This is a genomic window from Sphaerisporangium krabiense, assembly GCF_014200435.1.
GTDB lineage: Bacteria > Actinomycetota > Actinomycetes > Streptosporangiales > Streptosporangiaceae > Sphaerisporangium > Sphaerisporangium krabiense.
Genome location: NZ_JACHBR010000001.1, coordinates 424474 through 441997 on the forward strand (window position 1 = coordinate 424474; position 17524 = coordinate 441997).

The 17524-nt window shown below is 73.7% G+C and carries 14 protein-coding genes; 4 read left to right on the plus strand and 10 right to left on the minus strand.

The window, feature by feature from the left end; all coding sequences use genetic code 11:
• Positions 1 to 172: 172 nt before the first annotated feature.
• Positions 173 to 2536: a hypothetical protein gene (locus BJ981_RS01815; protein ID WP_184608001.1), complete on the minus strand. Its 2364-nt coding sequence runs from the start codon at positions 2534 to 2536 to the stop codon at positions 173 to 175.
• A 214-nt stretch (positions 2537 to 2750) separates the two neighbouring features.
• On the opposite strand from BJ981_RS01815, the gene cofD reads away from it, so the two are divergent.
• The gene (gene cofD, locus BJ981_RS01820; protein WP_184608002.1) at positions 2751 to 3677 is read left to right on the plus strand and encodes a 2-phospho-L-lactate transferase; all 927 of its coding nucleotides are present in this window, start codon (positions 2751 to 2753) and stop codon (positions 3675 to 3677) included.
• Positions 3674 to 4945, plus strand: coding sequence for a coenzyme F420-0:L-glutamate ligase (locus tag BJ981_RS01825; RefSeq protein ID WP_184608003.1), 1272 nt, complete (start codon positions 3674 to 3676; stop codon positions 4943 to 4945). The genes cofD and BJ981_RS01825 overlap by 4 nt, the downstream gene beginning before the upstream one ends.
• On the opposite strand, the gene BJ981_RS01830 is transcribed toward BJ981_RS01825, so the two are convergent.
• Positions 4935 to 5597 carry a class I SAM-dependent methyltransferase gene (locus BJ981_RS01830; RefSeq protein ID WP_184608004.1) on the minus strand — a complete coding sequence of 221 codons (663 nt, stop codon included), beginning with the start codon at positions 5595 to 5597 and terminating at the stop codon, positions 4935 to 4937. The two genes, BJ981_RS01825 and BJ981_RS01830, sit on opposite strands and share 11 nt — an antisense overlap.
• A gap of 136 nt (positions 5598 to 5733) precedes the next feature.
• Here BJ981_RS01830 and BJ981_RS01835 point away from each other — a divergent pair, with 136 nt between their 5' ends.
• Together BJ981_RS01835 and BJ981_RS01840 are read left to right on the plus strand one after the other, a co-directional pair.
• On the plus strand, positions 5734 to 7002 hold the full coding sequence (locus tag BJ981_RS01835; protein WP_239139135.1) for a sensor histidine kinase: 1269 nt from the start codon (positions 5734 to 5736) through the stop codon (positions 7000 to 7002).
• 7 nt (positions 7003 to 7009) lie between these two features.
• Positions 7010 to 7684, plus strand: a complete 675-nt coding sequence (locus BJ981_RS01840; protein ID WP_184608005.1) for a response regulator — start codon at positions 7010 to 7012, stop codon at positions 7682 to 7684.
• 2 nt (positions 7685 to 7686) lie between these two features.
• Here the strand turns inward: BJ981_RS01840 and BJ981_RS01845 are convergent, their stop codons facing one another.
• The 8 genes from BJ981_RS01845 to BJ981_RS01880 all read right to left on the minus strand — a co-directional run bounded on the left by BJ981_RS01845 (position 7687) and on the right by BJ981_RS01880 (position 17467).
• Entirely contained in the window at positions 7687 to 8265 is a 579-nt protein-coding gene (locus tag BJ981_RS01845; protein WP_184608006.1) for a GNAT family N-acetyltransferase, read from the minus strand.
• Positions 8266 to 8392: 127 nt separating this feature from the next.
• Positions 8393 to 10948 carry a bifunctional FO biosynthesis protein CofGH gene (locus BJ981_RS01850; RefSeq protein WP_239139148.1) on the minus strand — a complete coding sequence of 852 codons (2556 nt, stop codon included), beginning with the start codon at positions 10946 to 10948 and terminating at the stop codon, positions 8393 to 8395.
• Positions 10949 to 11281: 333 nt separating this feature from the next.
• A complete protein-coding gene (locus BJ981_RS01855; protein WP_184608008.1) occupies positions 11282 to 12205 on the minus strand; it encodes a DNA-3-methyladenine glycosylase family protein in 924 nt (307 codons plus the stop codon).
• Positions 12206 to 12362: 157 nt separating this feature from the next.
• On the minus strand, positions 12363 to 13490 hold the full coding sequence (locus BJ981_RS01860; RefSeq protein ID WP_184608009.1) for a glycosyltransferase family 4 protein: 1128 nt from the start codon (positions 13488 to 13490) through the stop codon (positions 12363 to 12365).
• A 142-nt stretch (positions 13491 to 13632) separates the two neighbouring features.
• A complete protein-coding gene (locus BJ981_RS01865) occupies positions 13633 to 14580 on the minus strand; it encodes a lysylphosphatidylglycerol synthase domain-containing protein (protein WP_184608010.1) in 948 nt (315 codons plus the stop codon).
• Positions 14577 to 15425: a class I SAM-dependent methyltransferase gene (locus BJ981_RS01870; RefSeq protein ID WP_204070151.1), complete on the minus strand. Its 849-nt coding sequence runs from the start codon at positions 15423 to 15425 to the stop codon at positions 14577 to 14579. The genes BJ981_RS01865 and BJ981_RS01870 overlap by 4 nt, the downstream gene beginning before the upstream one ends.
• Before the next feature lie 23 nt (positions 15426 to 15448).
• Complete coding sequence (locus BJ981_RS01875) at positions 15449 to 16525, minus strand: glycosyltransferase family 4 protein (RefSeq protein ID WP_184608011.1); 1077 nt, start codon at positions 16523 to 16525, stop codon at positions 15449 to 15451.
• A gap of 12 nt (positions 16526 to 16537) precedes the next feature.
• Positions 16538 to 17467, minus strand: a complete 930-nt coding sequence (locus tag BJ981_RS01880) for a glycosyltransferase family 2 protein (RefSeq protein ID WP_184608012.1) — start codon at positions 17465 to 17467, stop codon at positions 16538 to 16540.
• Between the last annotated feature and the right edge of the window lie 57 nt (positions 17468 to 17524).

A 17524-nucleotide genomic window follows, 5' to 3' on the forward strand; every position in this document is an offset into this window, starting at 1 on the left:
CACAGCTGTAATTACACGCGTGTGCCGCGTGTGGCGTCAAGCAGCAGGACAGTATCCGGGGAAAGACCAGCTCACCCCGGTATGCGGGCCTCGGCGGGATATGCGGACCCGTGGCCATATGCCGCCACGCAGGGGATCCGTCGGCCTCGTGTGATCCCCGATCTTCGATGGCTCAGCGGTCGGAACCGTACCAAGGCGCTTGCTGGTCCACACCCGACCCGGACTGATCTCTACCTGGACTTTCCTCGGGCCTTGCCGAACGGTCCGGGGCGTAGATGGCCGTGGGGTCGATGGCCTCGTCCTGCCGCGGCCGGGCCGGGCCGGGCGGCGGGCCGTCCAGCACGTCCGGCTGGTAGGTCTGCTGGTCGTAACGGACGGTCCGGTCCGCGGGCCGGTCCTCCCAGGACTGCCCGGCCTGGGAGTAGCCCTGGTCCTGCGGGGGCCGGTACTGCTCCGCCGGGGGACGCGGGTAACCGGGCGTGTCGGCGGGGTTCTGCGGGTGTCCGAGCGGGCCGCCGCCGTACCCGGCGGTGTAGTCCGGCACCCGGACCGGGTGCGTCCCGGTGTCGCCCGCGCCGGAGTACTCCCCCTGCTGCGCCGGGTCGCCCGACTGGGCCTGCTGGTAGCTCTGCGCCTGCTGGTACGCCTGCGCGAGCTGCTGCCGGCGCGCGTCCGCCGGCTCGGCGTACAGCGGGGACTGCTCGTGGCCGGCGTACCCGCCCTGGCCCTGCTGCTCCGTCCAGGTGGGCGCGCCCGCCTGCTGATGGGCGGGCCCCGCGTCCAGCGGGCTGGTCTGCGGCCCGGTCTGACCGTACGACGGAACGTCCAGCGGGCTGACCTGCGGCGCGGTCTGGCCGTAGGCGGGGTCGAGGGGGCTGACCTGCGGTCCGGTCTGACCGTACGGGGCGTCCAGCGGGCTCGCCTGCGGTCCGGTCTGGCCGTACGGAGCGTCCAGCGGGCTCGCCTGCGGCCCCGTCTGCCCGTACGCCGCGTCGAGAGGGCTCACCTGCGGTCCGGTCTGGCCGTAGGAGGGCGCGCCCGTCGTCTGCTGAGGAGCCTGGTCCCCGGCGGAGTGCTGCGGCATGGCCTGGCGCGCGCCGGTCGTGAACGCGTCCGCGTTGGCGAAGTCAGAACCCCCGGGAGCGGCGTAGGGAGAAGGCGCCGGGGGCGTGTGCGAGCCCTGCCCGTACGAGGGATCGGAGGTCTGCGGCGTGTACACCGACGCGGCGGGCTGCCCGAAGGCGCCCATTCCGTGCCCGGGCTGCGCGTCGGCCGGCGGCGCGGCCGAGGGGGGCGAGGAGTAGCTCTTCTCCTGCCGGACGGTCGGCGTGTGGATGTCGATCGGCTGCGAGTGCTGCCCCGCGTACGCCCCGGTCCCGGAGGCCGCCTCGCCCGCGGCGGCGTACGGCTGCGGCTCCCCCTGGCGGCCGTACGCCTGATCGCCCTGCGGGGCGTACGCCTGATCGCCCTGCCGGCCGTACTGCTGGTCGCCCTGCGGCGGGAACTGCCGCTGCTCGCCGGTGAAGCGAGGGTCGCCGTGGTACTGCGGCTCACCCTGCGGCGGGAAAGTCTGGTCGGGCGCGGGGGCGTAGGGCTGGTCGGGCGCGGGGGCGTACGGCTGGTCGCCGGACGGCGGGTTCTGCCGCGCGTACTGCTGCTGGTACGGATCCGGCGCGCCCTGCGCGGCGGCGTAGGTCTCGGCGGGGGCGCCGCCGTAGGGCTGCTGCGGGGCGTGCGAGGCGGGGGGAAGCGCGGGCAGCCCGGTGCCGGGCGCGCTCGCCGCGGTCTCCGCGGGCGCCTGGCCCGGCGGCGTGTGGACCGGAGGGACGTGGCCCGGGTGCGGCCGGCCCGGAGGGACCTGGCCCGGGGGGACCGGAGCGCCGGGGGCCTGTCCACCGGGAGCCGGGGCGCCGGGAGGCGGGGGGAATCCTCCGGCCGGGGCGTTCTGGGGCGCTCCGTAGGGCGGCTGGTCGGGACGCCCTCCGTACGGGCCGTTCTCGCCGGCCGGCGGGCCGAAGCCGCCGGGCTGCTCGGCGAATCCTCCGGGCGGGGGGCCGTAGGCGCCGGGGAAGCCGGCGGGCGCCTCACCGGGACGCGCGCCGTAGGCGCCGGCGCGGGGCCGGGCGGGCTGGAGCACCGAGAGGCCGTGGACCAGGCCCACGGCGACCAGGGCCAGGCAGGCCAGCCCGGTCAGCAGACGCTCGAGCGTGCCGGAGCCGCCGGTGAGCACGCCGATCAGGGTCACCAGTCCGAGCAGCGCCGTGAGCCCGAGCGCCGCGACGGCGACGAGGTTGACCAGGCGGGCGCGCGGGAGCGGGTCGCCGAACCGGGTGACGAGGACGACCGCTCCGACGGCCAGCGCGACGTTGACCGGGGAGACCAGCGAGAGCAGGACCAGGGCGGACCGCAACCCGAAGGACAGTCCCTCAGCACCGATGATCAGGTTCCACGCGCCGGTCAGCACCTCCGCGCACACCACCGCGAGCATGATCCACGCCGCCGGCTCCCGTAGCCGTCCTGGCTCGACTTTGACCACAACTACCCCCCAATGGGTCCATACGGCAGTCGCAGTTTCGCACATGCGCCCACTTTCAGGGCGCCAGACTCAACAACCTCACAAACCACATAAGCCGCCGATCTCCGTCATTCACCCAGGTCATCGGGCGTCTGAGCTGCGATTACGCCCGGCTCGGCGGCCACCTCCCCAGCCCAACACGTGGCGAGAAGAAGGCAATGGAACACTTGACATCATGCGCATCGTGTCCCTAGCCGGGGGAATCGGCGGCGCCCGCTTCCTCCGCGGCCTTCGCGCCGCGGCCCCCGACGCCGAGATCACCGTCATCGGCAACACCGGCGACGACATCACCCTCTTCGGCCTTCGCGTCTGCCCCGATCTCGACACCGTCATGTACACCCTCGGCGGTGGCATCGACGAGGAACAAGGGTGGGGCCGGGCCGGCGAGAGCCACACCGTCAAGGCCGAGCTCGCCGCCTACGGCATGGAACCGCAGTGGTTCGGCCTCGGCGACAAGGACTTCGCCACGCACATCGTGCGCACCCAGATGCTCGACGCCGGCTATCCCCTCTCGGCCGTCACCGAGGCCCTGTGCGCGCGCTGGCAGCCCGGCGTGCGGCTCATCCCCATGACCGACGACCGCGCCGAGACGCACGTCGTCATCGAGGACGAGCGGGGCAGGCGGGCCATCCACTTCCAGGAATGGTGGGTGCGGCTGCGCGCCTCCGTCCCGGCCCTGCAGATCGCCCTGGTCGGCGCCGAGCAGGCCAAGCCCGCGCCCGGCGTGATCGAGGCGATCGGCGCGGCCGACGTCGTGGTGCTCCCGCCGTCCAACCCGGTCGTCAGCATCGGGACGATCCTCCAGATCCCCGGTATCCGCGACGCGCTCGACGCGAAGACCGTGGTCGGCGTCTCCCCCATCATCGGCGGCGCCCCCGTCCGGGGCATGGCCGACGCCTGCCTCACCGCCATCGGCGTCGAGACCACCGCCCAGGCCGTGCTGGAGCTGTACGGCGCGCGGCTGCTCGACGGGTGGCTCGTCGCCGAGGAGGACGCGGGCGTCCGGCTCGACGGCGTCCGCGTCCAGGCCAGGCCCCTGCTGATGAGCGACCTCGACGCCACCGCCGCGATCGCCCGCGCCGCGCTGGAGCTGGCCGGATGAGCGCGGTCACGATACACGCGGTGCCGGGGCTGCCCGAGGTGCGCCCCGGCGACGACATCGCCGCCCTCATCGCCCGCGCCGCCCCCGACCTCGCCGACGGCGACATCCTCGTCGTCACCTCCAAGATCGTGAGCAAGGCCGAGGGCCGCGTGCGGCGCGACGACGACCGCACCCGGGCCATCGCCGAGGAGACCGAGCGCGTCGTCGCCCGGCGCGGTGACACCGTCATCGCGCAGACCCGGCACGGCTTCGTCATGGCCGCCGCCGGCGTCGACGCCTCCAACACCGAGCCCGGCACCGTACTGCTGCTGCCCGCCGACCCCGACGCCTCGGCCCGCCGCGTCCGCGCGGGGCTCGCCGCCAAGGTCGGCGTGATCCTCTCCGACACCTTCGGCCGGCCCTGGCGCAACGGCCTCACCGACGTGGCCATCGGCGCGGCGGGCGTGCGCCCCTTCGCCGACTTCCGCGGCACGTCCGACGCCTACGGCAACCCCCTCGTCGCCACGATCACCGCGCTCGTCGACGAGATCGCCGCCGCGGCCGAGCTGGTGAAGGGCAAGCTCGACGGCGTTCCTGTGGCGATCGTCCGCGGCCTGTCCCACCTGGTCACCGACGAGGACGGCCCCGGCGTCCGCCCCCTCGTCCGCCCCGCCGACGAGGACATGTTCCGGTACGGCTCCGCCGACGTGCTCTTCGCGCGGCGCACGATCCGCGAGTTCTCCGCCGAGCCCGTCGACCCCGCGGCGGTGACCCGCGCCGTACGCGCCGCCATCAGCGCGCCCGCCCCGCACCACACCACTCCGTGGCGGTTCGTGCTGCTGGAGACCGCCTCCACGCGCGAGAAGCTCCTCGACGCCATGCTCGCCGCCTGGGTGCGTGACCTGCGCGCCACCGGCTTCACCGAGGAGTCCATCGCCCGCCGGGTACGACGCGGCGACGTCCTGCGCCGCGCCCCCTACCTGGCCGTTCCCTGCCTGGTCATGGACGGCTCCCACACCTACCCCGACGACCGCCGCAACGCGGCCGAACGCGAGATGTTCGTCGTCGCCACGGGCGCCGGAGTCCAGAACTTCCTCGTCCACCTCGCCGTCGAGGGCCTCGGCTCCGCCTGGGTCTCCTCCACGATGTTCTGCCGCGACGTGGTCAGAGAGGTCCTCGACCTCCCGGAAACCTGGGACCCCATGGGCACGGTGGCCATCGGCCACCCCTCGGCCCCGCCCCCCGACCGCCCCCCACGCGACCCCGCCGACTTCATCGTCACCCGCTGACCGCCGCCCGGCGAGGGACGCCCCCCGCCGGCCTCCTGCAGACGTACACCACCCCGGGAGGGACGTTGCGCCACACCGGGCCGGTGGCCAGCACCTCGTCGAAGGCCGCCCTGAGCCGGGCGCGGAAGGCCCGCGCGCCCGCCAGGGGCATCGCGGGCAGATAGTTCACCGTGGTGAAGGCCCCGCCCGGGGCGAGCACCCGCCCGATCTCGGCGAGCATCCGGGCCTGGCGCTCGCCGGGGAACAGCGACCAGGGCAGCGTGCTCACCACGGCGTCGGCCCGGCCCGCCCCGGCGGCCTCCAGCAGCGCGCCGAGATCGGCGGCGTCCCCGTGGATCACCTCCAGCCACGGCCTGACCCGGCGCAGGTGCGCCACCATCGACGGGTCGATCTCGATCGCGATGTGCCGCCCGCCGGGCGCCATCCTGGCGCGGACGCCCTCGCTGACCGGCCCGGTGCCGGGGCCGAGTTCGACCACGACCGGCGTTCCCATGGCCGGGACCACCGTGGTGAGGGCCCGCGCCAGGACGGCCGAGCTCGGGGCCACGGCCCCCACCACTCCCCACCGCCGCAGCGCCACTTTCATGAAGGCCCGCAGGTCCGAGGCCCCCTCGGGGGCACCGGCCGGTCTGAGCCGGACTGTTCCACTCATGAGCGGCAATGAGATCGCCGCGGCGCCCTCGGGCGCAGGGCGAGGGGACATAGTCTTCCCGGTAGGGCCAGGCATACCCCCGGGGTGGGCCTGGCCGCCTTGGAGGGCCGGCCGGCCAGGCCCTACCGTCGTTCGGGTGCGACCCCGCCAAGCCTGGCGCGCCCTCACCAGGCGCGACCTGATCGTCTCCGCCCTGCCATGGCGCGCGATGGCCTACCTGCTGTCCGGCATCGGCGTCGGCATCGTCGTGCTGGTGCTCTTCCTGGCCTCTCTCGCCGTCGGCGCCGCCCTGACGCTGGTGCTGATCGGCATCGCGCTCGTGCCGGCCATCGCACTCGGCGGCGCGCCGGTCGCCGCGCTGGAACGCCTGCGGCTGCGTCTCGTCGACGGTGAGAGGATCCGAAGCCCGCACCGCAAGCCCGAGCGGCCCGGCCTGCGCGCCTGGGTGGAGTGGCGTTTCAAGGAGCCCGCCACCTGGCGCGAGCTGGGCTACACGGCGTTGCTGATCGCCGTGCTCTGGCCGGCCGAGGCGCTGGTGGTCGTCTACTGCCTGGTGCTGCCGCTCATGATGATCTACACGCCGTTCGGCTTCAGCGAGATCGGCGAGATCAACCTGCTCAAGCTATGGCTGGTGGACAGCCTCCCGGAGGCGCTCCTGGTCGGCGTGCTCGGCGTGCTCGCGCTCACCTTGGCGGTCTACCCTCTGACGGCGGTGGCGTTCGGCCACGCCATGCTGGCCCGGCTGCTGCTGGCTCCGCGCGGCGACGAGCAGGGCGAACGGCTGGCCGAGCTGACCCGCTCCCGCACCCGGCTGCTCGCGGCCTTCGAGTCCGAGCGGCGCCGCATCGAACGCGACCTGCACGACGGCGCCCAGCAGCGGCTGGTCTCCCTCACCATGACGCTCGGCCTGGCCAGGATGATCCGCGGCGAGGAGGCGGCCGAACTGGTCGCCCAGGCGCACGAGCAGGCCAAGCTCGCGCTCGCCGAGATCCGGGACCTGATCAGAGGCATCCATCCGCGCATCCTCGCCGATCGCGGCCTGCCCGCGGCCGTGGCCGACGTCGCCGACCGCTCCCCGGTCCCGGTGGAAGGCTCCATCGACTGCCCCCGGCTCCCCGAGGCGATCGAGTCGGTCGCCTACTTCGTGGTGTGCGAGGCCCTGGCCAACGTCGCCAAGCACAGCGGCGCCGCATCCGTCTCGATCGACGGGCGGATCGAGGACGGGCGCCTCGTCGTCGAGGTCAGGGACGACGGTGTGGGCGGCGCCGACGCGGGTGCGGGCACCGGACTCGCGGGCCTGGCCGACCGCGTCTCGGTGGTCGACGGCAGACTGATGCTGTCCAGCCCGGCCGGCGGCCCGACCCTGCTGCGCGTGGAGATCCCGTGTACGACGGTCGCGGCCTGACGTCGCCATGAACGGAGACCGTGTGAGTGACGATCGCGGCCTGACCGTCGTCATCGCCGAGGACGGCGTCCTGCTGCGCGAGGGGCTGTCCGGGCTGCTGGCCCGGTTCGGCCACCGGGTGGTGGCGTCCGTGGGGGACGCCGACGCCCTGGTCGCCGCCGTCGCCGAGCACGCTCCCGACATCGTGGTCACCGACGTGCGCATGCCACCCGGCTACTCCGAGGAGGGCCTGCGCGCCGCCGTCGCGCTGCGCACCGCCGACCCCGAGCTCGCCGTGCTCGTCCTCAGCCAGTACGTCGAGCAGACCTACGCCTCCGAGCTCCTGGACACCGGGGACGGCACCGGGGTCGGCTACCTGCTGAAAGACCGCGTCGGCGACGTGGCGGAGTTCATCGACGCCCTGCGCACGGTCGCCGCGGGCGGCACCGTGGTGGACCCCGAGGTGGTCAGGCAGTTGCTGCGCCGCCGCCGCGACCCGCTGGCGCGTCTCAGCCCGAGGGAGGGCGAGGTGCTCGCCCTCATGGCGGAAGGCAGATCGAACGCGGCGATCGCGCGGGCGCTCGTGGTGTCGGAGGCGGCCGTCGGCAAGCACGTCGGCAACATCCTCACCAAGCTCGACCTCCCTCCCGACGAGGACCACCACCGCCGCGTCCTCGCCGTCGTCGCCTACCTCCGCGGCTGACCTCACCGCCCGCCCGGCGATTCCTCCGGGGGATTCCACTCACGCCGGAGCATCGCGTAGACCAGTTCGTCGCTCCACTCGCCCTTGAACAGCTCGTTCTCCACGAGGTGGGCCTCCCGTCGCATGCCGAGACGCTCCAGCAGCCTGGCAGAAGGAGTGTTGCGCGCCTCGCAGCGGCCGTAGATCCGGTGCAGGCCGAGATCCTCGAAGCCCAGGCGCAGGATCTCCCGGGACGCCTCGGTGGCCAGCCCGCGACCGTGGTGGTCGGGGTGGAAGACGAAACCGATCTCGCCCTGACGATGCTCGGCACTCCGCCAGAACAGGGTGAGATCGCCGATCAGCACCCCCGTCTCCCGCAGCTCGGCGGCGATGTTCAACGTGTCACCGCCCTCACGCAGCTGCGCCCAGCCGATCTTGTTCTCCAGGGCCGCTCTGGTCTCGTCGCGTGTGCGCGCGTCCCAGTAGAGGAACCGGGCGACGTCGGGGCGCGAGTGGAACGCGTACAAAGCCTCAAGGTCGTCCATGGTGAAGGGACGAAGCGACAGCCGCGCGGTTTCGATGGGATATGAAGGCTTCAGCACCCGACGAGCCTATTCACCCCCCGGCTCACGTGCCTCGGGATATATCTCGCGCCGCACCGAGAGCACGGTCCGGGTGGCGGCCCGGACCGTGGGACGCCTGACCGTGGGGCGCCTCGTCTCGGGTGGTTCAGCCGGTGACCAACGGGAGGGTTCTGCGGACGCTTCCGCAGACGCCGTCGCTGGCGGTGGCGGCCGCTACGCGGTCGGGTGAGGGGATGCCGTAGTCGGTGGTGCGCTGGCGGAGGGGGCGGCCGGTGGGTTCCACCATGGCGGCGATCTGGCTGATCGTCTTGTAGGAGCCGTTCTCCGAGCCCGCCATGCGGCTGATGGTCTCCTCCATCAGGGTGCCGCCGAGGTCGTTGACGCCGCCGGAGAGGACGGCGCGGCACAGGTCGTCACGGAGCTTCACCCACGAGCACTGGATGTTGGCGATGGCGCCGTGCAGCATGACGCGCGCCAGGGCGTGGACGGCGCGGTTCTCGCGGGCGGTCGGGCCGGGGCGGGCGATGCCCGCCAGGTAGATCGGCGCGCTGTGGTGGACGAAGGGCAGCAGCACGAACTCGGAGAAGCCGCCGGTCTCCTCCTGGATGCGGCGGATCAGCCGGATGTGCGCGACCCAGTGCGCCGGGGTGTCCACATGGCCGTACATCATGGTGGCCGTGGTCGGGATGCCGAGCCCGTGCGCGGTGGTGATCACGTCGATCCACTCGCGGGTGGGCAGCTTGCCCTTGGTGAGCACCCACCGCACGTCGTCGTCCAGGATCTCGGCCGCCGTGCCGGGCAGCGAGTCGACCCCGGCCTCGCGGGCGGCCTGGAGCCAGTCGCGGATCGACAGGTCGGTCCGGCTGGCCCCGTTGACGACCTCCATGGGCGAGAAGGCGTGGACGTGCAGGCCGGGGCAGCGTTCCTTGACGGCGCGCGCGATGTCGAAGTAGGCGGTGCCGGGCAGGTCGGGGTGGATGCCGCCCTGCATGCAGACCTCGGTGGCCCCGGCCGCCCAGGCCTCTGCGGCGCGGTCGGCGACCTGTTCCAGGGAGAGGGTGAAGGCGTCGGCGTCGGTGCGGCGCTGCGCGAACGCGCAGAACCGGCATCCGGTGTAGCAGACGTTGGTGAAGTTGATGTTGCGGTTCACCACGTAGGTCACGTCGTCGCCGACCGCCTCCCTGCGCAGGCCGTCGGCGACGCGGCAGAGTTCCTCCAGGTCGGCGCCGTCGGCGGACAGCAGCGTGAGGGCCTCGTCGTCGGTGAGGGCGGCGGGGTCGGTCTCGGCGCGGCGCAGCGCCGCCCGCATGTCCGGGCTCGCGGTCCCGTTCGGCGGGGCGGGGACGGCGGCGGGGACGCGGTCGCGCAGTGCCTCCCAGTCGCCGTACACGTTGTCGAAGTCGTCGCGCCGGTCGGCCGTGCGCCCGGTGGAGTCGACCTCGACGTGCAGGTCGGTGCGGCCCGAGGAGGCGAGTCCCCCGAACCCGCCGTCGGGCTCCTGCCACGGCAGGCCGGAGGGGTCGACGTCGAGGGCGAGCCCGGTGCGCGGGTCGGCCAGGGCGTCGACGTGCGCGCGCAGGCGCGGGTCCAGCCAGGGCTCCCCCGCGAGCACGTACTCGGGGTAGATGGTGAGGCGCTCCTTGAGCGTGAACCCGGCGGCGGCCGTGCGGGCGGCCAGCTCGTCGATCTGGGGCCAGGGACGCTCGGGGTTGACGTGGTCGGGCGTCAGCGGCGACACCCCGCCCCAGTCGTCGATCCCGGCGCGGATCATGAGCGCGTACTCGTCGCCGATGAGGTTGGGCGGGGCCTGGACGCGGGCCTTGGCGCCGAGGACGAGGCGGGTGACGGCGATCGTCGCGGCGAGTTCCCGCAGGTCGGCGTCTGGCATGCCGCGCATGGCCGTGTCGGGCTTGGCGCGGAAGTTCTGCACGATGACCTCCTGGACGCCCCCGTACTCGCGGGCGACCCGGCGGATCGCGAAGATCGACTCGGCGCGGTCGGTGACGGTCTCGCCGATGCCGATGAGGATGCCGGTGGTGAACGGCACGTTGGAGCGCCCGGCGTCCTCCAGCACGCGCAGCCGGACGGCCGGGTCCTTGTCGGGCGAGCCGTAGTGGGCGGCGCCCTTCTCCTCGAACAGCCGCCGCGAGGTGGTCTCCAGCATCATGCCCATGGAGGGGGCGACCGGCTTGAGCCGCTGCAGGTCGCGCCAGGTCATGACGCCGGGGTTGAGGTGGGGCAGCAGGCCGGTCTCCTCCAGCACGCGGATCGCCATGGCCCGCACGTAGGAGAGCGTGTCGTCGTACCCGTGGGCGTCTAGCCACTCGCGGGCCTGGTGCCAGCGGTCCTCGGGGCGGTCGCCGAGGGTGAACAGGGCCTCCTTGCAGCCGAGTGCCGCGCCCTGGCGGGCGATGTCCAGCACTTCGTCGGGGCCGAGGAAGGCGGCGGGGAGCTTTCCGGGCGCCGTGGCGAACGTGCAGTAGCCACAGCGGTCGCGGCACAGGCGGGTCAGAGGGATGAATACCTTGCGGCTGTAGGTGACGACGCCGGGCCGTCCGACCGCGGCCAGCCCGGCGTCCCTGACGCGGCCGGCGTATTCGAGGAGCCGTTCCAGATCGGCCCCCCGGGCGTGCAACAGAACCGTGGCCTCCGTCACGTCGAGCGCCTTGCCGTCTCTGGCCCTGGCCAGCGCCCGCCGCATCGCGGCATCTGTGGGGTTCACGTCCATGGAGGCACATTACGGAACGGGGCGGCGCGCGCCTGCGACCGGGGGCCTGCCGTTCTTCGTGGCTTAAGCAGCACTAAAGGGTATTGGTGACCAATTCTCGATGGACGTTAATACATGCACGCGAACATAATTGAGATGTCACGGAAAGTCCTCCCCGCAAGGAGTCCCCCATGTCCTGGCTGGTCCTCGCCTTCATCGTCGCCGTCGCCGTGCTCGCCCCGCTCTTCGGCGCCGACACCCGCGACGGGCGCGACTGGAAGCCCCGCGCCGTCCACGCTCCCCGGGTGACCGGCCGACTATCCGCGCTCAGAACGCGCGATAGTCGCGTGCCGGCATCCGCGGCCCGCGTGCCGGTGGCCGCCGCCCGCCGAGTTCGAGCAGGCGCGTGACCCGGTAGCGGTGCCCGCGGTAGGGGGCGAGCAGCTCCAGCATCCCGGCGTCGTCGGTCCTGCCGCCGGTGAGCGACCACCCGACCAGTGAGGGCAGGTGGTAGTCGCCGACGGAGACCGCGTCGGCGTCGCCGTGGGCCCGCTGCCGCACCTCCGCCGACGTCCACACCCCCACCCCCGGCAGCGCCCGCAGCAGGCGGTCGGCGTCCGCCGGGGCCGCGGCCTCCAGCTTGGCCGCGTGCAGGGCCGCGTTGACGATCGTCCGGGCCCGCACCGCCTCGGCGCCCGCGCGGTGCCAGTCCCACGACGGGACGCGCCGCCAGACCTCCGGCTCGGGGAACACGCGCATCCCCGCGGGCGCGGGTCCGGGGGCGGGCTCGCCGTAGGCGCGCAGCAGCCACCGCCAGGCCCGGAACGCCTCCCTGCCCACCACCTTCTGCTCCAGCACGGCGGGGACCAGCGCCTCGAACACCCGCGAGGTCGCGCTCAGGCGCAGGCCGCCGTGCCGGGAGGCCAGCTCTCTGACCAGCGCGTAGCCGCCGGACGGCAGGCCCTCCAGCAGCAGCGCGAAATCGGCCACCGGGTCGTCGGCGCCGAGGAGCCGGGGCAGCGTCTCCAGCATCCACCCGGCGCCCGGGCCCCACGCCTGCCCCACGACCTCGCCCCGCCGGGCGTCGGCACCGACCCGCAGCGTGCCCGGCCCTTCCGGGGTGCGGGAGGTGCGCCAGATCGCGCCGTCCGGGGTGGCCTGCCACGCCGGATCGCCCGCCCCACGGCGGTGCGGGGCGAGCGTCGTCTTCACGTCCAATGGCCCGCTCGGCCGCCACCTGCGCTCGCGCACGAGGTCCAGCGTATTGGCCCCGCACCACCCGAGATGTCACATATCCGGAAAAGCGGACAGCAGCCCGGTCGCGTACGGCGGCACGTCGCCGCCGGTCGCATGCCACGGCACGGCCCCGCCGGCTACCGCGGGCGCCGCTCCGTGGCCCGCGGCGGGCTCACCGGTCGGCCGCCCGCTCGTACGAGGCCAGGTGCGCCTCCGCCGACGCCTCCCAGGTGAACTCGCGGGAGCGGGAGATCCCGGCGTCGGCCAGCGCCCGCCGGCGCTCCGGCGACAGCAACAGGGTCTTCAGCGCGTCCCTGATGCTCTCCGCGTCCGGCTCGGTGTAGGCCACGGCGTCGCCGCCGACCTCGGGCAGGGAGGTGCGGTGGGTGGTGAGCACGGGAGCGCCGCAGGCCATGGCCTCCAGGACCGGCAGCCCGAACCCCTCGCCACGGGAGGGGAACGCCACGACGACGGCGCCGCCGAGGAAGCCGGGCAGGTCGGTGAACGACAGGTAGCCGGGGCGGACCACGCGCACCGTCACGGGCAGCTCGCCGATCGCGGTGTCGACCTCGTCGCTCCAGCCCGCGCCGCTGGCCAGCACCAGCGCGGGCGGCTCGGGGAGGTCGCGCACGGCCTGGCCGAAGCCGCGCACCAGGTTCGGAACGTTCTTACGCGGCTCGAAGGCGCCGAGGAAGGCGACGTAGGGACGGCCGTGCAGGCCGAGCCGCCCGGCGGCGCGGGCGACCTCGTCGGAGGACGGCTCGTGGAACAGGCCGCGGTCCACGCCGTGGTAGGCGACGTCGATGCGCGTGGGGTCGGCGGCGAGCACCCGCACCAGCTCGTCCCGCGTGGCCTTGGACGGCACGATCACCCGGGCGCAGTCGCGGACGGCGGTGCGGGTGGCGGCGCGGAAGAACGAGCCCTTCAGGTCGCCGTGGCGGTCGTGCTCGGTGAACCACGTGACATCGTGCACGGTGGCCACGGTGGGCAGGCCCGACTGCAGCGGGATCGAATAGTACGGGGCGTGGATGACCTTGGCCGCCACCTTGCGCGCCAGCACGGGAAGGCCGGTCTGCTCCCAGGCCAGGCGCGCGCCGCGGCTGCCGATCGCGGGCGGCCCCGGCAGGATGCGCGCCGAGGCGGCGATCTTGCCGTACCGGTCGGCGTCCGAGCGCTGGCACACCACCGCGAGATCGGCGCCGGCCCGGTCCAGCGCGCTGAGAAGACCGTCGACGTAGCGGATCAGGCCCCCGCGATCCGCGGGGACCGCTGTGGCGTCGACGAGCACACGGGGCGTCACGAGCCGCGCTCCTTTCGGGTCACCGGTTCACTCTATTGCGAGGCTCCCCGGAATCGGGGGCGTTATCACCGCCCATTTCCCCAAGTGCCCTGCCCGGTGCCATGACCATTAACCTGCGCGACGCCGGCCCCGGGCCGGCGCGTCACTCGTTGCGGGCGGGCACGGGGACGGCACGGGCGCGGCGGGCGGCGGCGCCCGCCAGCGCGGCGCAGACCAGGTCGCCCGCGGAGACCACCAGGCGCGAGCACAGGGCCGCGACGATGGCCGTCCCGCCGTCCAGCACCGGGGCCAGCGCGGCGACCATGGCGACCTCGCGGACGCCCGCCCCGGCGGGGGCGATCACGACGGCGAAGCCGAGGCACCAGGCCAGCGCGAAGGCCCCGGCCGACAGCGCGAACGCCCGTCCCCCGGTGACGCCGAGGCCCGCGACGATCAGCGCCAGGTGGACGCCGTAGGCGGCCCAGCCGGCGAACGCCCACCCGGCCGAGGTGAGCAGGCCGCGGCGGGTCAGGGGACGTTCGAGCGGGGGCCGCCGCAGCAGGCGCAGCCCGAGGCCGAGCGCGGCGTTGACGACCTTGGGATGGAGGCCGGCGACGAGCACCGGCAGCAGCAGGAGCAGCCAGGCGTAGCGGGTGACCGAGTCGCCGGCGAAGACGGGCAGCGTGACCAGGGCGACGAGCAGGCCGCTGGCCAGGTAGATCGGATAGGTCAGGAAGAACGCGGCGGCGCTGCGCGGGCGCGGGACGCCGAGGTCCTTGCCCATCTCCATCTGCGCCAGCACCGGCCACAGCGAGCCGGGGATGTACTTGCCGAGCTGTCCGACGAAGAACACCTTGGCCGCGTCGGCGAACCGCAGCGGCGAGCCCAGGTCGGCGAGCAGCGCCCGCCACATGAGCATGCCCGCGGTGAGCGCCGCGAGCACGGCGACCAGCGAGCCGCCGAGCGCGGGCCACGACAGCCGCGCGAACCCCTCGGCCACCCGGGACCACTGCCCGGCGATCGTCCACGCGCCGAACCCCAGCGCGACCAGCAGGAAGGCGATCCTGACGAGCTTCTTGGGCGTGATCAGGCGGGTCGCCGAGGGGCTCATGGCGTCGGGACGGGCTGCGGGGGCTGCGGCAGGGCCGGCCCGAGCGGCCTGCGCGGCGTCTTGGACGCCACCCACAGGTAGGTGGGCACGACGGGCAGCAGCGCGCGCAGGGCGGCGCGCGGCGCGCGGGCCAAGGTGGCCTGGGCGGCGCGACCGGCGGCGCCGGGGAACAGCTCGGCGCCGGCGAAACGCTCCGGCGAGGCCAGCACGGGCAGCGAGTAGTCCCAGACGTGGAAGCCGGCCAGCATGCGGCGCAGCCCTCCGCGCGTGCGGAACCGCTCGTAGTAGTGGTCGGCGCGGCCGAACGAGCGGACGTAGCGGTCGGCGAGCGCGGGGGGCAGGTACGACAGGAAGGGCAGCTTGTAGTGCGGCTCGATCACGCCGAGCCGGTTGCCGAGCCCGAGGTACAGCACGCCGTCGTCGGCGAGCACCCGGCGCATCTCCCTGATCACGGCGTCGGGGTCGACCACGTGCTCGTAGATGTGGTTGAAGACCAGGACGTCCATCGACCCGTCGGGAAACGGCAGCGCGGTGCCGTCGGCGCAGACGAAGGCCACCCGCTTGCCGAACCGCTCCGCCGCCTTGCGCAGGCCGGGGACGTCGATGTCGATCCCGAAGGCGTGCTCCGCGCCCGCCGCGGCGAGCTCGTCGGCGATGAAACCGGCCGAGCAGCCGATGTCGGCGACGCGCCTGCCGTCGAGGACGGGGCCGTCGCCGGCGTCGCGCCCGAGGAAGTGCGCCAGTACGGCGATGATCTTGGCGGCCTTGCGCCGCCGCTTCGCCTCGTCCAGCATCGCGGCCTGAAACTCGGAGTACTCAAGCTGCGCCACGCGTTCCCTACCCACCCGGCCAAGGGTAGTGGGTGGGATCACGAGCCCGGGGCGAGCAGCGTGCGGACGTACGTCGCCCAATAGGGGGCGGGGTCCACGGCCTTGACGTTCGCGCGGAGACGTTCCGGCTCGCCGGGGGCGTAGAAGCGGGTGACGGCCTCGGCCAGGGCGTCCACCGAGCCGGGGGCCGCGACCAGGCCGTCCACGCCGTCGGTGACGTGCGCGGCCAGCGGCCCCACGTCGGTGACGATGGCGGGAAGGCCGTGCTCGTGGGCGAGCCAGACGTTCTGGCTGGCGGTGGCCGAGCGGTAGGGCATCACGAGCGCGTCCGCCCCGGCGAACAGGGCGGGCATCTCGTCGGCGGGCACGTAGCCGGGCCGCAGCTCGACCCGGTCGCCGAGCCCCAGCTCCGCGATCAGCGCGCGCGTGTCGTCCAGGCCGCCCCAGAACTCGCCCGCGACGGTCAGCGACACGCCCGGCACCCGGGCGAGGGCGCGCAGCAGCAGGTCGAGGCCCTTGTACGGCCGGACGATGCCGAAGAACAGCAGCCGCCGCGTCACGCCCCGCGCGGCGCCCCCGGCGGCCCGGGACGGCAGGTGCGGCGGCAGGGCGGCGACGGAGACCGGCGCGGGGGCGAGCTCCCTGGCGAGCGCGGCCTGCTCCTCCGAGTGCGCGAGCACCCGGTCCACCCGGCGCAGCAGCGCCCGGACCAGCGGCACGTCATAGGGCTTGCGCTCGTGCGGCAGCACGTTGTGGCACAGGGCCACGACCGGGGCCGCGCGGCGCAGGCCGTACAGGATGCCCAGGTAGGCGGGCACCTGGACCGGGCTGAGCAGGGTGAGCACGACGAGCCCCGCGCCGCGCAACCGCCGCCCGCAGCCGAGCCAGCCGGCCGGGTTGCGCCAGTCCAGCACCCGCCGGACGTGCGGGAACGGGTCGCCTTCCGGCGAGGAGATCGTCTGCTGCCCGGGGTACAGGAACGCGGGGTACTGCGCGCGCCAGGACTCGATCACGACGTCGTGCCCGGCGGCCGCGAGGCGGTGCGCCAGCTCGGTGGTGTGCTGCGCCCCGCCCCCCTTGTACGGGTACGTGGGCCCGGCGATCGCGATGCGCATGCGGATACCGGCCTACTCGCCCCGGGAGCGGACGATCAGGTCGGCCAGCAGGGCCAGCGACCCGATGATCAGGCCGGACAGGAACACCATCACGGTGCTGGCCGGGAAGTAGAAGGGGTGGCGGAACATGTCCACGACGCCCTTGACCAGGCCGATCACCACCAGCCAGATCGCGGGCGGCATCAGCACCTTGAGCGGGTTGAAGTACATCACCATCCGCAGCACCTGGAGGATGTAGCGGTAGGCGTCGGAGATGAAGCTGAACTTGGACGTCCCCGCCCGCTTGCTGTACTCGATCGGCATGTACTGCACGTCGTGCTGGTTGGACAGGAACGCCAGCGTGATCGTGGTGACGCAGGAGAACCCGGGGGGCAGCAGCCGCAGGTACGGCAGCGAGACCGACCTGCGGAACGCGCGCAGCCCCGAGTTCAGGTCGGGGATCTCCTGGCCCGCCAGCCGCTCGGCCACCTTGCGGATGAACCACTTGGCGGGCACCCGCAGGAACTTGTGCGACCCCTGCTCGCTGGTGCGCGCCCCGACGACCTGGTCGACGGTGGGGTCCTTCTCCAAGATCTGCACCAGTTCGGGGATGCGGTCGTTGGGGTAGGTCATGTCGGCGTCGGTCCACACGACGATCTCGCCGCGCGCGTCCTGCGTGCCGATGCGCCGCACGGTGCCCGAGCCGCCGTTGCGGTGGAAGGCCACGACGCGCATGTTGGGGAAGCGGGGCGCGGCCTCGCGGAGCCGGTCGAGCGTGCCGTCGGTGGAGTGGTCGTCCACGGCCATGAGCTCGTAGGTGTAGCCGCTGCCGTCCATGGCGCCGCAGATGCGTTCGACTTCCTCGATGACGTGGTCCTGCTCGTTGTAACAGGGAAGGACGATCGTCACATAGGGCTTGGCGTCCACGGCGGGTCCAGTCTCAGGCGTCTCGGTCACACTCACGTCGGGCGAGGATACAGTGCCCGGCCGGCGAGGAAATCCACATCTTCCTCATCAGCA